We start from the raw sequence: 15,137 nt of genomic DNA on the forward strand, positions 1-15,137 counted from the left end.
CTCATTGATCCTGCTTACGGTTGAGGGCCAGGGCCTGGGCGGGCAGCAAGCGCACCGTGTCGCCGCTATGCAACAGGTGAGCGCCGAGGGCGACGATGGTTTGGCCGGGTGTTACGCCGCTGTCGAGCAAGGCGTCTTCCTGGCCGAGGCTGGCGACCTTCACCGGGGCGAAGCTGATCTTTTGATCATCGCCAATCAGCCAGACGCCCGTGCCTTGCCCCGCATCCTGCAAGGCGCCAATCGGCACGCGGGTTTGCAGGGGCTGGCCGTTGCCTTGCAGGCGCACGGTGATGGTGGAGCCGAGGGCGAAGCGCTCGACCGAACCCTGCAGCACGTAACGTGCGCGGTAGGTGCGGGTGACCGGGTCGGCGCTGGCGGACAGTTCGCGCAGGGTGGCGGTCACGGCCTGGTCCGCTGCGCCAAAGGGAAACGCCAGGGCTTTTTGCGCAGCCAGGTCACGCCGGTTCTCCGGCAGGTTGACGATGGCTTCGCGGGCGCCGTCATGGGCCAGGCGCGCCACGGTTTGCCCTTCGGCCACCACTTGGCCGCGATCGGCCAGCACGTCGGTGATGATGCCGTCGCCATCGGCCTTGAGTACCGAATAAGTGCGACGGTTTTCGATCTGGCTGGCATCCGATTGCGCCGCGGCCAGTTCGGCCTGGGCGACGCGCAGGTTGGTGGCCGACTGGTCGAAGATCTGCCGCGACACCGCGCCGGTGCTGGCCAGGCGCTGGTAACGGTTTTCATCGTCACGACGCTGGCGCAGTTGGGCCTGGGCGGCGTTGACGCGGTTCTTGGCCGAGCGAAGCGCCAGTTCGAAGTCGCCGATGTCCAGCACCAACAGGGTGTCACCACGGGAGACGTGCTGGCCGGGGTCGACCTTGCGCTCGATCACCTTGCCGCTGACCCGAAAGCCCAGGTCACTTTCAGTGCGTGCCGCCACCACGCCGGTATAGGCGCTTTGCTGGGTGCCGGCGGCTTCGACTTTGGCGGCCAGCACCGGGCGCGATGTGGGCGCCTGGGCGGCGCTGTCGGCCTTGCTGTTACAGCCACTGAGGACCACCAGCAGAGCCAGTGGCGTGAGAAGGCGCAGGGGGAGAGGGGGCATGACGAACTCCAGGGTGACCATAGGGCAAAAAATTATGGGCATAATTTTTCGCTCATATTATGGTCGAAATATAAATTAATCCAGCCCCCGGATACTCCCCATGGCAAACGCCCCGGCACCCTCACGCAGCTTGCTGTTCTTGCTGGTTGCCCTCACCGCATTGGGTGAAGTCTCGACGCAACTGATCATCCCCGGCCTGGGTGCCATCGAGCACGCGCTGCAGGCGCCGCAAGGCTCGGCACTGATGGCGCTGTCGGCATTCGTTGCTGCGTTTGGCCTGGGGCAGCTACTGTTCGGGCCGCTGTCGGATCGCATCGGCCGGCGGCCAGTCTTGATCGGGGGCCTGGCGCTCTACGTAGTGGCGACGCTGGCGATGCTGCTGGTCACCGACATCCAGCAGTTTATCGCCGCCCGGGTGTTGCAAGGCCTGGGCGCGTGCGCCGCGCTGGTACTAGCGCGCACCGTGGTGCGCGATGTGTGGAAAGCCGAGGCAGGCCCGGCCCTGGCGCTGACGATGATCGGCATGTTGTATGCCATCGTCGTTGCGCCGATAGCAGGGGGCTTACTGATCAAATTGCTGGGTTGGCGTGCGCCCATCGCCCTGGCGTTGGTGATCGGTAGCCTGGTGTTATTGCTGGCGCTGCTGTTCTTTCGCGAGAGCAACCATCACCTCGATCCCAAGGCCGCACACTGGCGCACCCTCGGCGGGCAATATCTGGATCTGTTCAAGGGGCGCCAGTACCGTGCTTACGCCGTGGCCCTGGCGTGTACCTATGGCGCGATGTTTGCGGTGATCGCGGGTTCATCGGCGGTGTTTATCAATCTGCTGGGGTTCAGCAGCCTTGAGTACGGGCTCAACTTCGGACTGATTGTGTCGATGCTGATCGTCGGCTCCACCTACACCCGGCGTAACATTCAGCGCCTGGGGCCGCAACGCATTGTGGCGATGGGTGTGACGATGGTGGCGGTGGGCGGGGTGGCAGCCCTGGCGATTTACGGCGTGTTCGGGTTGTCGGTAGTGGGGCTGGATATTCCCATCGCCCTGGTCACGCTCGGCGGCGGCCTGGTGCTGCCCGGTTCCGTTACCGGGGCCGTGATGCCCAATGCGCACCGTGCGGGTTTAGCCGCCGGGCTCATGGGATTTGCACAGATGTTCGGCGCCACGTGCAGCGGGTTGCTGCTGAGCCAGTTACGCGATGGCAGTGCCGCGCCGATGATCATTATCCAGGCCGGGTTTGCACTGTCGGCACTGGTTGCCTTTCAACTGCTGCGCCAGCGCCAGGTTAAAACGCTGTCCTATATATAGAACGATCAGGGCCATTTTTACCGGCTAGTGCTCAAGGGTGAGGCGATTTAAGGTGTACTCACTTTGGAGGTACACCATGAAAAAGCTGATTGGTATCTACACCAGCCCCCGCGCCCACTGGGTCGGCGACGGCTTTCCGGTACGCACGCTGTTTTCCTACGACACCATGGGCAAGCACATCAGCCCATTCCTGTTGCTGGATCACGCAGGTCCAGCCGAATTCACCCCGACTGAACAACGTCGCGGCGTCGGCCAGCACCCGCATCGCGGTTTTGAAACCGTGACCATCGTCTACGACGGCGAAGTCGAGCACCGCGATTCTACCGGTGCCGGCGGCAAAATCGGCCCGGGCGATGTGCAATGGATGACCGCAGCCAAAGGGATCCTGCACGAAGAGTTTCACTCCCAAGACTTCGCCCGTAGTGGCGGCGCACTGGAGATGGTGCAACTGTGGGTCAACCTGCCGGCCAAGGACAAAATGGCGGATGCCGGTTACCAGACCATCGTCGATGGCGACATTCCTGTGCTGCCATTGGCAAACGACGCCGGCCACCTGCGCCTGATCGCCGGGAAATTTGCCGGTACTCAAGGCCCGGCCCGCACCTTCACGCCGATAGACGTATGGGACTTGCGCCTCAACGCCGGTAAAGCGGTCACGCTGGACCTGCACGCCGGGCGTAACACCGCCTTGGTGGTGCTCAGCGGCACGTTGTTGATCAATGGCGAAGAAGTCGCACGCCAGGGGCAATTGGCCCTGTTCGAGCGCGACGGTAAGCAACTGACCCTGGAGTCCAACGACGACGCCAAGGTGCTGCTGCTCAGCGGCGAACCCATCGACGAGCCCATCGTCGGGCACGGTCCGTTCGTGATGAACACCGAGCAGGAGATTCACCAGGCATTTGCCGACTTTCAGTCGGGCCAGTTCGGGCAAATGCACGCCTGACGGTTCACCGCAACTCCCTGTAGGAGCGAGCTTGCTCGCGAAGAACTTCAACATACCGCGTTCAATCAGACAGCACGCGTTATCGTTGTGGTTTTTCGCGAGCAAGCTCGCTCCTACATTTTGTTTCCAGGTTTCTGATTTCATGCGATCTTCTCGGCATTCGCCCTGGAGTCGCCTGGATGCCCTCATTTATCGCTGATCACCCGATGCTGTGCGCCGTGGCGTTGATCCTGATCGACATCGCCGTGTGGCGCCTTATTTCCCCCAACCTGGCCAACTGGAAACTCGCAGCGCGGCTGGTGATTTTCGCGGTGTTCAGTGCCGTGTTGTTCAACGACGGCATGAACCCCATGCAAGCGGCGCCCTATGCCGATGACACCACCTTGCATCTGGCCGCCACGGCGCTGCAGATCGGCTGGTGGTTGTTCGCCGCGCGCACCCTCACGGTATTGCTCGGCGCGGTGATGATGCAGCGGGTCGGCCATACCGGGCGTTTGTTGCAGGACCTGATGGGCGCGGTGATTTTCCTGATCGCGATCATCGCCGCCATGGCCTATGTGCTCGACCTGCCGGTCAAGGGCGTATTGGCCACCTCCGGCGCGGTGGCGATCATCGTCGGCCTGGCCTTGCAAAGCACCCTGAGCGATGTGTTTTCCGGGATCGTCCTCAATACCACCAAGCCTTACCAGATCGATGACTGGATCTCCATCGACGGCACCGAAGGCCGTGTCACCGATATCGACTGGCGCGCCACGCGCCTGCAAACCTCTCAGGGCAGCCTGGCGGTGATCCCCAACTCCCTGGCGGCCAAGGCCAAGATCATCAACTTCTCGCGTCCGGCGGACATGTTCGGCCTGGCGGTCAGCCTGCAAGTCAGCCCCCATGCGCGCCCGCAAACCGTGATCGAAGCGCTGGAGCGTGCGATGCAGGGCTGCCGGCCGTTGCTGGCCCAGCCGGCGCCCAGCGTCGCGTTCAAGGCGTCCACCGGCAGTGGCGTGGAATATGAGATCAGCGGCTTTGTGCCGGCCATGGGCCTCAAGCGCGAAACCCGCAACCAGCTTTACGACCTGGCCTACCGGCATTTGCAGGCGGCGGGCGTGGGGCTGTTGTCCGCCACCGAAGGCAGCACGCCGCCTGCGGTGTCTGGCGCCCGCGCCTTGCTGGAGCGCTCGTCGATCTTCTCGACCTTGCGCCAGGAAGAAAAAGACACCTTCAGCCAGAACATGACCCTGCACACCTACCGCGCCGGTGAGATGATCCTGGCGGCGGGGGAGGTCAGCGATCACCTGTTCATCATCGAGTCCGGCGTGGTCTCGGTGCTGTTGATCAAGGACGGGCACAAGTTCGAGGCTGGGCGCATGGGCCCTGGTGAGGTGATCGGTGAGTCCGGCATCCTCTCCGACCAGGCGGCGCTGGCGGATTTTTCGGCCAAGACCTACTGCACGCTCTACCGCATTGAAAATGAATACCTCAAGCCGTGCCTGGACGCACGGCATGATATCGGCGAAGCCATGAAGGCGCTCCTGGATTTCCGCCGCCATGCCGCCCAGGCCCTGACCGAAGACGCGCCCGTGGTACCGGTCAAGAAGGGCTTCATCCAGTGGCTTAGGAACCGCGGCCTGTAGATTGGTCACCTGTTCTTCGCCCGGATTGGCTATTTCTCCAGAACGCTGCGCTGACTACTCTGCGCACCTATCCCAACGTTCTGGAGATTCACCATGCAAACCCGTACCGATTTCTATACCGCCTCCCCGGACGCCATGAAAGCCATGCTCGCCCTGGAGGCGGCAGTCGGCAAACTCTCCATCGAACTGCCACTGCTGGAACTGGTGCGCCTGCGCGTATCGCAGATCAACGGCTGCGCGTTCTGCCTGGACATGCACACCGCCGATGCACGCAAGGGCGGCGAAACCGAGCGGCGCCTGTACACCGTGTCGGCCTGGCGTGAAACCCCGTTCTTCACGCCGCGCGAGCGTGCTGCCCTGGCCTGGGCCGAAAGCCTGACCCTGCTCAGCCACACCCACGCCCCCGACGAAGACTTCAACGCCCTGGCTGCGCAGTTCAGCCCACAGGAACAAGTCGACCTGAGCGTCGCCATCGCCACCATCAACAGCTGGAACCGCCTGGCGGTGGGCTTTCGCAAGATGCCCAAGTAACGATCGGAGAGTTGCTGCTTTTTGTGGCGAGGGAGCTTGCTCCCGCTCGACAGCGAAGCTGGAGCCGGATTTTGGGGGGCGCTTCGCACCCCAGCGGGAGCAAGCTCCCTCGCCACAGAGTCGGGGGTTCAGAAATTTACTGAAGCACTCAGGCGCGCCGTCAGCGGTGCGCCCTGGAACAGGTAGTCATCGCCCATATACTCGCCCGCGTCGCGCCAGTAGCGCTTGTCGAACAGGTTATCGACGCTCAGGCGAAACACGGTCTCGTAGCCATCGACCTTGGTGGTGTAGCGGCTGCCGACGTTGACCACCGCGTAGTCGCCCACTTCCACGTTGCCGGTGCGATTGGCGGACTTCTTGGCGCTGTATTGCACGCCGCCCAATACCGCCAGGCCGTTGACCCAGGGCAGGGCGTAGTCGGCGTACACACTGGCGCGCAGCTTGGGCACGTTGATCGCCTGATGGCCTTCGTATTCCGGCGTGCCGCTGCCGCTCACCCGCGCTCGGATCGCGGCCACGCTGGTGGCGATCTGCAGACGGTCGGTGGCCCAGCCGTTGGCGGACAGTTCCAGCCCGGTGTTCTTCTGCTGGCCCTGCTGCATATAGATAAATTCGCCACCTTCCGGTTTGGCGTACTGATAAGCCTGGCGGGTCTGGAACACGGCGGCGGCGAAGCTGATGCGGCGCCAGTCGTATTTCACCCCGGCTTCGATCTGGCGGGAGACGGTAGGGGCGAGGGTTTCATTTCGAGGTTTTGCGAACCACGGCGAGGTGCCGCCTAGGGACAGGCCTTTGCTGTAGCTGGTGTACAGCGAAAGGTTTTCTACCGGTTTGTAGATCAATGAGGCTTGGGGCAGAAATACGTACTGTTGCGTGTGGCGTGTCTCGTCGCCGGTGACGCCGTCAAAGGCTTTTTCGTCCAGGCGCACCTCACGGCCGCCGAGGATGGTTTGCCATTGTTCGTTGAAGCGGATGCGGTCGGTGACGAACAGGCCGTATTGGCGGCTGTCGAGGTTACGGTGGCTGTCTTTAAGTGGCACGGCAGCGGGCTTGAGACTCGGTGCGTCCTGGTAGATATTGCCACTGCCGATCCACGCGTTGACCGCGTCGCGCTTGTCGATTACCCGGCGAAACGCGCTGGTGCCAAAGGTCAGCTCATGGCTCAGCCCCGCAGTGTCGTCGAATAGCCCGGTCATTGCCGCCTGGACTTCATCGTCTCGGCGGGTGTCGTCGGGGCTGCGATAGTCGTAGATGTCATAGTCACCCTCCGGCGTGAAGTAATTGCCTAAGCCGTTGGTATCGCCGCCCCACGCAAACGAACTGTAATCGTCAATCACCACCTTGCTACGCGCCGCGCTGACACTGCCTTTCCACTGATCGCTGAAACGGTACTCGAACTTGCCGTTGAGGTTCAGCGAATCAATCCCGACCTGCTTGCCGCCCGTCTGGTGCCCCAACAGCTTCTTCGGTGAAGCACCGTGGGGCACTTCGGTGCCCCCCAGCAGTTGATACCCCGGTACCGAACGCTGTTGCTTGTTCTGGTACTCGGCATCCAGTTGCAGCACGGCGTCGGGGCTGATGTTCCAGTCAAAGGCCAGGGACACGAAATCGCGCTGGCCGTTGGCGTGTTCCACATAGGAATTGAGGTCTTCATGGGCGACGTTGGCGCGCAGGCCGAACTGCTGCTCGCTGCCAAACCAGCCGCCGACATCGGTGGCGATGTAACCACTGCCACGATCATCGGTGGACACCGTCACCGAGCGCACATCCTGGGGGCGTTTGGTCACGTAATTGATCACCCCGCTGGGCTCGGAAATACCGCTCTGCAAACCGGCCAGGCCCTTGAGCACTTCCACCTGCTGCTTGTTTTCCAGCGCGACGTTCTGCTCGCCGGTGATGGTGCGCCCATTGATCTTGTAACTGCTGGCCGCGTTCAGCGAAAAGCCACGCACCACGAAATTCTCGTAATAACCGATGGGCGCGTAACTGTCGCCAACCGAGGCATCGTTGCGCAGCACTTCACTGAGCAAGCGTGCCTGCTGGTCCTTGATCAGCGCGGCGTTGATCACGGTGATCGAGGCGGGGGTGTCCAACAGCGGCGCTTCATCAAAGCCGCCCACCGACGCGGTTTCACTGCGGTAGCCCGACTCATCCTGGCCCTGGACCTTTACCGTCGGCAACTCGATCTCGGCGGCCAGGCTGCTGCCGATGCCGCCACTGAGCAACAGGCCGAGGGTGAAACGTGAAGTGACGACGGGGCGAAAACGCAAAACCATGGGTAAAGGCCTTAAAGCGCTGGGCGGGGGGCGCCTAAGCTAGGCATAAGCGCGGCCTTTTACAAGCTTTCGCGCAAGGTTCGCACGGCGAGACAACCCGTCTCAGCTCCGATGCCGATCCTGTTGCGGCTCGACAGCCAGGCGCCGGCTTGCGATAGACAAGGCTCCCCTCATCGTTTCAGGAGATTGTCATGGGTATCGCAGGTAAAGTCGCGCTGGTCACCGGCGCCGGGCAGGGCATAGGCCGGGCTATTGCCATGCGCCTTGCACAGGACGGCGCCGATGTCGCGTTGGTGGACATTGACGGCGCCAAGCTCAACGCCGTGGCCGCCGAAATCGTCGCCACCGGCCGCAAAGCCTCTGTGTTCATCGCTGATGTATCCAGACGCGAACAGGTGACGGCTGCGGTAGAGCATGCCCACCAGACGCTGGGCGGATTCGACATCATCGTCAATAACGCCGGAGTGGCGCAGATCGACTCATTGCTCGATGTCAGCCCGCAGCAGGTCGAGCGCACCCTGGATATCAACGTCAAGGGCGTGCTGTGGGGGATCCAGGCGGCCGCCAACAAATTCAAGGCGCTCAAGCAGAAGGGCAAAATCATCAATGCTTGTTCAATCGCAGGGCATGAAGGCTTTGCGCTGTTAGGGGTCTACTCGGCGAGCAAATTCGCGGTGCGCGCCTTGACCCAGGCGGCGGCCAAGGAACTGGCGAGCGCGGGGATCACGGTAAACGCCTATTGCCCCGGTGTGGTGGGCACCGATATGTGGGTTGAGATCGACAAGCGCATGGCCGAGATTACCGGGGCGCAGGTGGGGGCAACCTACAAGCAGTACGTGGATGGGATTGCCTTGGGCCGTGCGCAAACGCCGGAGGATGTGGCGGGGTTTGTGGCATTTCTGGCAGGCCCGGACGCAGACTATATGACCGGGCAGGCGCCGTTGATCGACGGTGGCCTGGTCTACCGCTGACAGCGTGGTCGACTCGCCTGCGTGGGAGTCGATCCCTTGTATCAGTGGGTTTTGCCGGGCATATCAATACCCAGTTGGTTCACGCGTCGGTACAGGGTTGCCCTTGAAATCCCCAGGGCCTGTGCCGCAGGCGAGGGTTTCCAGCGATGGCGAATCAACGCATCCAGAACCATTTGACGCTCGGGGCTGGCGCTTTGCTCTTCCAGCCCTTGAGGCTGCTCGCCCCGGATTTCAATCGGCAAATCCACCACTTGCAGCGTAGTGCCTTCGCACACCGCACAGGCGTACGCCAGCACATGCCGCAGTTGCCGCACATTGCCCGGCCACGCATAACCCAGTAGCAATTGCAGTGTGGCCTGGCCGATGCCCAACGACACGCCACTGTTACGCGCCTCTTGCTCCAACAGCCGATTGATCAGGGCCAGCTTATCGGTGCGTTCGCGCAACGGCGGCAGGCAGAAGCGCGCACAACCCAGGCGAAAGTACAGGTCTTCACGGAATCGGCCCGCGCTGACCAGCGCCGCCAAATCGCGGTGGCTGGCGCAGATCACCTGAATGTTCACCACGCGGGTTTTCGCTGCGCCCAACGGCGCGACTTCACCCTCGGCCAGCACCCGCAGCAACCGTGTCTGCAACGCCAATGGCATATCGCCGATTTCGTCGAGGAACAACGTACCGCCGTCGGCTTGCAGTAGCAGCCCGCTCATGCCTTTGCTGGAGGCTCCGGTGAAGGCGCCGGGCGAATAGCCGAACAGCTCGCTTTCAATCAGGCTCTCCGGAATCGCCGCGCAGTTCACCGCCACAAACGGCCCGTGCCGGCGCGCGCTGTGCTCGTGCAACTGGCGGGCGAAGACTTCTTTGCCGACGCCGGTTTCACCTTGCACCAGCACGGGCAGGTTGCGGTCCTTGACCCGCGCAGCCAAGCGCAGGTGCTCCTGGATCCGCGGGTCGACTTGAGTCTCTGGCAGCGCCCGAACCGAGGGGCGTCGGGGTGCATTGACCCTCACGTGTACCGCGTCGGGCTTGCCCAGCCAGTGCAACTGCCGGGTTGACTGATCAGTGGCTGCACGCAATGCATCCACATCGAACACTTCGCCGATATGCTCAGGCAGCTGGCCAAAGCGCAAGCGCAGGGCTTGACGCGCCTTGCTGTTCAAGGCGTGCAGACGTCCGTCCTGGTCCCAGGCCAGCAGCAGGTCGGGTTGGCTGTCGACAAAGCCTGGAGTGCTATGGGCTTGTAATACCCAGTGCTGCCGGGCGCTGTGCATGAAAAAAGCGTTTTCGATGGCCTGGGCGCTCTGCGCCACCATCTGCCGTATCAGGTGCTGGCTGCCGCGGTCATCCGGCGACTTGAGCGCCGAGACATCCAGCACACCCAACAGGTGGCCCTGCGGGTCGAAGATGGGCGCAGCCGAACACGTCAGGCCGATAAACGCTGCGCGAAAGTGATCACGCTTGTGCACCGTCACCGCTGTTTTACTGGTCAGCACCGTGGCCACGCCGCAGGTGCCTTCCTCGGCTTCCGACCAGCAGGTGCCCAGGTAAAGACCGGCCTTGCGGCAGTCGGTGCGAATGTTCGCATCGACACGGTGATCAATGGTCTGGCCCTGGGCGTCGGTGAGCATCACGCAGTAGTCGGCATGGCGCACGCGATGGTGCAACTGTGCGACTTCTTCGCCGGCGATGCGCATGAACAGCTCGGCGCGCTCGCGGCACTCCTTGAGCAAGGGTTCGCTGAGGATACGTGGACCTTGCAGGGAGCCGGGGTCCAGGCGGTGTTGCTCCATGGACCGCCGCCACGAATCGAAGATCAGCGACGGCACGGGCGCCTGGGGCAGGCGCTCGGCATTGCGGACCACGCGGCTGACACAGTCGACATGCTCCCTGGAGTTCATGGCGAGCATAAAGCCTCCGGTTCTCAAGCTTTGTTGTTATGCGCGTCATTAAGCGCGCATGTGCGCCCACGGACAAGGGCACCCTGACCAACGCCTGCATTGAGACGCTGCGTCTCATGCCGCTGAGACTCAAGGGTCGAACTGCGTGGTTGCGTCTCACATTTAGCCGACCACTTGCCTGGGCATCGCTGTGTGGCACGGCTCTGGATCAAGGCTTTGCCAGGTTTTTTCGACGGTTGGCACAAGCTGTGCTGAACAGCTTGGCACTGGCCGCAGCCAGTCTTTTGTGCGTCGAGACAACCTGGAGAACAACAAGATGTCCACCCACCTGTGCACCGATCAGTTACTGCATGCCTACACCGTGATGCGCACCATCCGCGATTTCGAAGAACGCCTGCATGTGGAGTTCGCCACCGGCGAGATCCCCGGTTTCGTTCACCTGTATGCCGGCCAGGAAGCCTGCGCCGCTGGCGTCATGGCGCATCTCAATGACGATGATTGCATCGCGTCCAACCACCGCGGCCACGGACACTGCATCGCCAAGGGCGTCGACGTGTTCGGCATGATGGCCGAAATCTATGGCAAGAAAACCGGCGTGTGTGGCGGCAAGGGCGGCTCCATGCACATCGCCGACCAGGAGAAAGGCATGCTCGGCGCCAACGGCATTGTCGGTGCCGGCGCACCGTTGGCCGCGGGGGCGGCGCTGGCTGCCAAGCTCAAGGGGAGCCAGGGCGTGGCAGTGGCGTTTTTTGGCGACGGTGGCTCCAACGAAGGTGCCGTGTTCGAAGCGATGAACCTGGCGTCGATCATGCAGCTGCCGTGTCTGTTTGTCGCCGAAAACAACGGTTATGCCGAGGCCACTGGCGCCGGTTGGTCGGTGGCATGCAAAGACATCGCCGAGCGCGCCGCCGGGTTTGGTATGCCGGGGGTGATCGTCGACGGCAATGATTTTTTCGCGGTGCATGAAGCACTCGGCGTTGCTGTGGAGCGGGCGCGCCAAGGCGACGGGCCAACGCTGGTCGAGGTGAAGCTCAGCCGTTTCTACGGGCACTTCGAGGGCGATGCGCAAACCTATCGCGGCGCTGACGAAGTGAAAAACCTGCGCGAAAGCGCCGATTGCCTGGCCTTGTTCCGTCAGCGCTGCAATGCCGAAGGCTGGCTGGACGCAGCGCAGTTCGAGCGCATCGACGGTGAAGTGACGCAGTTGATCGAAGACGCCGTACGCCTGGCCAAAACCGATCCCAAGCCCCAGGCCACCGACCTGCTAAGCGACGTTTACGTGGCCTACCGCTGATACCAACCCTATAAAAACAAGACGTGGAGAGAATCTAATGGCTCGTAAAATCAGCTATCAGCAGGCGATCAATGAGGCCTTGGCTCAAGAGATGGGCCGTGACCAGAGCGTATTCATCATCGGTCAGGATGTGGCCGGTGGCACCGGTTCCCCCGGTGAGCAGGACGCATGGGGCGGCGTGCTCGGCGTGACCAAGGGCTTGCACCCGCAATTTCCCGGGCGCGTGCTGGACGCACCGTTGTCTGAGGTCGGCTACGTGGGCATGGCGGTGGGCGCCGCTACCCGTGGCATGCGCCCGGTATGCGAATTGATGTTCGTCGACTTCATCGGCTGCTGCCTGGACCAGTTGCTCAACCAGGCTGCCAAGTTCCGCTATATGTTCGGTGGCAAAACCACTACACCGCTGGTGATCCGTGCCATGTACGGCGCCGGTTTGCGGGCGGCTGCCCAGCATTCGCAAATGCTCACCTCCATGTGGACGCATATCCCCGGCCTCAAGGTGGTATGCCCGGCCACGCCCTACGACGCCAAGGGCATGTTGATCCAGGCAATCCGCGACAATGACCCGGTGATTTTCCTGGAGCACAAAATGCTCTACGGCATGCAGGGCGACGTACCGCAAGAGCTGTACACGGTCCCGTTTGGCGAAGCCAACTTTGTGCGTGAGGGCAAGGATGTGACGCTGGTGACCTACGGCCGCATGCTGCATATCGCCCTGGAGGCTGCGGCCAACCTGGCGCGTCAAGGCATTGATTGCGAAGTGCTGGACCTGCGCACCACCAGCCCGCTGGATGAAGACAGCATCCTTGAAAGCGTCGAGAAAACCGGGCGCCTGGTGGTGATCGACGAATCCAACCCACGCTGCTCGGTCGCCACCGACATCAGTGCCCTGGTGGCCCAGCGGGGGTTCGCTTTCCTGCGCGCTCCCATCGAGATGGTCACCGCGCCGCACACCCCGGTGCCGTTTTCCGATGCTCTGGAAGACCTGTACATCCCCAACGCCGCGAAGATCGAGGCCGCCGTGATGAAGATCGCCGACAAGAGGACTTCCGCATGATTCATACCCTGACCATGCCCAAATGGGGCCTGTCGATGACCGAGGGCCGCATCGATGTCTGGCTCAAACAACCCGGCGACCGAGTGGAAAAGGGCGAGGAAGTGCTGGACGTGGAGACCGACAAGATCTCCAGCAGTGTCGAGGCGCCTTTTAGCGGCGTGCTGCGTCGGGTGCTGGCGCTCAGTGATGAAACCCTGCCGGTGGGCGCTCTACTGGGAATTGTGGTGGAGGGCGAGGCGACAGAGGCTCAGATCGATAGCGTGATCGAAAGCTTCAACGCCGGGTTCGTCTCCAGTGCCGCCGAAGCCGAAGAGGCCGGCCCCAGCGCACAAAAAGTCGAGGTAGGCGGGCGCTTGCTGCGTTATCTGGACATGGGCGAGGGCGGCACGCCGCTGGTGTTGGTGCACGGCTTCGGGGGCGATCTGAACAACTGGCTGTTCAATCAACCGGCCCTGGCCGCCGAACGCCGGGTGATTGCCCTGGACCTGCCGGGGCACGGGGAGTCGGGCAAGTCTCTGCAAACGGGAGACGCTGCCGAACTCAGTCGCGCCGTACTGGCATTGCTCGACCACCTGGCGCTCGACCGTGTGCATTTGGCCGGCCACTCCATGGGTGGGCTGGTGACCCTCACCGTCGCCAGCCTGGCGCCTGCACGTATCGCCTCCATCACCTTGATCGCCAGCGCCGGTCTGGGTGCCGATATCAACGGCGATTACCTGCGAGGTTTTGTCGAAGCCAACAACCGTAACGCGCTCAAGCCGCCATTGACTCAACTGTTCAGTAACCCTGCGCTGGTGACGCGGCAGATGCTGGAGGACATGCTCAAATTCAAGCGCCTGGAAGGGGTGGATCAAGCGTTGCGCCAGCTCGATCACAAGCTGTTCGATGGCGGGCGGCAGATGCTGGATCTTCGCAGCGAGGTGGGCCGCCAGCCGAGCCTGGTGATCTGGGGCAGTGACGACGCGATCATCCCGGCAAGTCACGCCCAAGGGCTGCAGGCTCAGGTGCATGTATTGCCGGGGCAGGCGCATATGGTGCAGCTAGAGGCGGCGGAGCAGGTCAATCAACTGATTTCCACTTTTTTGAACGCGCAGCCCTGATTGAGGTTCAAGGGAGGGACGGTTTGGCCTGTCCCTCCCACAAGGTCAAGCGTGTTTTTTCAGCTGGAGCGTTTCAGGGTTTCGCTGGGCAGCTCCTGAAAAAGCGCCCGGTAGCTGTTTGAAAACCGCCCCAAATGCCAGAACGACCAATTCATCGCGACCTCGGCGACCGTGGTGTCGGTCGTGCTCAGCAACTCACGCCGCGCCCCGTTCAACCGACGCAACCTTAACCACTGCGCCGGGCTCATCCCTGTGTAGGTCTTGAACCCTTGCTGCAATTGGCGCAACGGCACACCCGCAATCTGCGCCAGTTCCAACAGGTTGGCGGTTTCATCCGGCGCATCCGCCGCCCATTCGCCGATGCGCGCCATCAATTGGCGTTCTTCATTGCGCTTTTGCAAGGAACTACCGTCCAGGCACACGCAGGCGTTATCGAGGATAAACAGGCAGTCGTCGAGCAGTTGCTGGGTGAGGGCATCGCGGCTGATGGGGTCGGTCAGTGCCGACAGGCGCGTAAGGGTGCCGCTCAGCCAGCGAGTGAACAGCGCATTTTGCCGACAGGTCAGCGGTGCCATGAACAAGCCTTCGAGTTTGGCTATATCCAGGCCCTGGCGCTGGACGAACTGCGGGCCGAACACCACGGCCACTTCGCGGTAGTTTACCGGGGTGATCCAGGTGTTGCGGCTTTCGCCATTGAGCAGGTACAGCGCGTTGTCACTGGCGTCGAAACAAAACGCCAGGGCGCCGGCAGGTGCGTTGAAATGCTGCTCCACCCGGGTGTTCATGCACTCTTCGTACACCTGCACCCCGTGCAGGTCGAGGTAGCGCACCCGCCCGGCAAAATGCCCGGGGGACATCTGCTGGTACTGCTGCACCCAGCCGGGTGTCGCACTGCATTGGGCGGCCACATCGCCGGTGGCGAAGGCCTGTACGCGCAAAGCGGTTGCCTGTGTCATGGTGATCCGTGCGCACTCTATTGGTGCGTTGTGCCGCGTGCAAAGTGGATAGATGCCGTTTCAAGGCTGGCCCAA

Annotated in this window: 12 protein-coding genes; 8 read left to right on the forward strand and 4 right to left on the reverse strand. The window is 62.4% G+C overall.

Annotated elements, in window-relative coordinates:
• Position 1: 1 nt before the first annotated feature.
• Positions 2–1,108 carry an efflux RND transporter periplasmic adaptor subunit gene (locus HU730_RS02175; RefSeq protein ID WP_186526873.1) on the reverse strand — a complete coding sequence of 369 codons (1,107 nt, stop codon included), beginning with the start codon at positions 1,106–1,108 and terminating at the stop codon, positions 2–4.
• A gap of 100 nt (positions 1,109–1,208) precedes the next feature.
• On the opposite strand from HU730_RS02175, the gene HU730_RS02180 reads away from it, so the two are divergent.
• From HU730_RS02180 to HU730_RS02195, 4 genes are all read left to right on the forward strand, one after another.
• Entirely contained in the window at positions 1,209–2,414 is a 1,206-nt protein-coding gene (locus HU730_RS02180) for a multidrug effflux MFS transporter (RefSeq protein WP_186526872.1), read from the forward strand.
• A 76-nt stretch (positions 2,415–2,490) separates the two neighbouring features.
• The gene (locus HU730_RS02185; protein WP_034125786.1) at positions 2,491–3,357 is read left to right on the forward strand and encodes a pirin family protein; all 867 of its coding nucleotides are present in this window, start codon (positions 2,491–2,493) and stop codon (positions 3,355–3,357) included.
• A gap of 179 nt (positions 3,358–3,536) precedes the next feature.
• The gene (locus tag HU730_RS02190; protein WP_034125785.1) at positions 3,537–4,982 is read left to right on the forward strand and encodes a mechanosensitive ion channel family protein; all 1,446 of its coding nucleotides are present in this window, start codon (positions 3,537–3,539) and stop codon (positions 4,980–4,982) included.
• Between the two features lie 93 nt (positions 4,983–5,075).
• Entirely contained in the window at positions 5,076–5,513 is a 438-nt protein-coding gene (locus HU730_RS02195) for a carboxymuconolactone decarboxylase family protein (RefSeq protein ID WP_034125784.1), read from the forward strand.
• Positions 5,514–5,641: 128 nt separating this feature from the next.
• Here the strand turns inward: HU730_RS02195 and HU730_RS02200 are convergent, their stop codons facing one another.
• Complete coding sequence (locus tag HU730_RS02200; protein ID WP_186526871.1) at positions 5,642–7,789, reverse strand: TonB-dependent siderophore receptor; 2,148 nt, start codon at positions 7,787–7,789, stop codon at positions 5,642–5,644.
• A 191-nt stretch (positions 7,790–7,980) separates the two neighbouring features.
• Here HU730_RS02200 and HU730_RS02205 point away from each other — a divergent pair, with 191 nt between their 5' ends.
• Positions 7,981–8,760 carry an acetoin reductase gene (locus HU730_RS02205; protein WP_072447698.1) on the forward strand — a complete coding sequence of 260 codons (780 nt, stop codon included), beginning with the start codon at positions 7,981–7,983 and terminating at the stop codon, positions 8,758–8,760.
• 41 nt (positions 8,761–8,801) lie between these two features.
• Here the strand turns inward: HU730_RS02205 and HU730_RS02210 are convergent, their stop codons facing one another.
• Entirely contained in the window at positions 8,802–10,664 is a 1,863-nt protein-coding gene (locus HU730_RS02210; RefSeq protein WP_186526870.1) for a sigma-54-dependent Fis family transcriptional regulator, read from the reverse strand.
• Between the two features lie 307 nt (positions 10,665–10,971).
• Here HU730_RS02210 and HU730_RS02215 point away from each other — a divergent pair, with 307 nt between their 5' ends.
• From HU730_RS02215 to HU730_RS02225, 3 genes are read left to right on the forward strand one after another with little or no spacing between them, the layout of a single operon-like run.
• Positions 10,972–11,949, forward strand: coding sequence for a thiamine pyrophosphate-dependent dehydrogenase E1 component subunit alpha (locus HU730_RS02215; protein WP_186526869.1), 978 nt, complete (start codon positions 10,972–10,974; stop codon positions 11,947–11,949).
• Between the two features lie 37 nt (positions 11,950–11,986).
• The gene (locus tag HU730_RS02220; protein ID WP_054896571.1) at positions 11,987–13,006 is read left to right on the forward strand and encodes an alpha-ketoacid dehydrogenase subunit beta; all 1,020 of its coding nucleotides are present in this window, start codon (positions 11,987–11,989) and stop codon (positions 13,004–13,006) included.
• On the forward strand, positions 13,003–14,106 hold the full coding sequence (locus tag HU730_RS02225) for an acetoin dehydrogenase dihydrolipoyllysine-residue acetyltransferase subunit (protein ID WP_186526868.1): 1,104 nt from the start codon (positions 13,003–13,005) through the stop codon (positions 14,104–14,106). Before HU730_RS02220 ends, HU730_RS02225 begins: the two co-directional genes overlap by 4 nt.
• A 59-nt stretch (positions 14,107–14,165) precedes the next feature.
• On the opposite strand, the gene HU730_RS02230 is transcribed toward HU730_RS02225, so the two are convergent.
• Positions 14,166–15,062, reverse strand: a complete 897-nt coding sequence (locus HU730_RS02230) for a helix-turn-helix domain-containing protein (protein WP_057977162.1) — start codon at positions 15,060–15,062, stop codon at positions 14,166–14,168.
• Between the last annotated feature and the right edge of the window lie 75 nt (positions 15,063–15,137).

The sequence above is a fragment of the Pseudomonas sp. SWRI22 genome, from assembly GCF_014268395.2.
GTDB classification, from domain to species: domain Bacteria; phylum Pseudomonadota; class Gammaproteobacteria; order Pseudomonadales; family Pseudomonadaceae; genus Aquipseudomonas; species Aquipseudomonas paracarnis.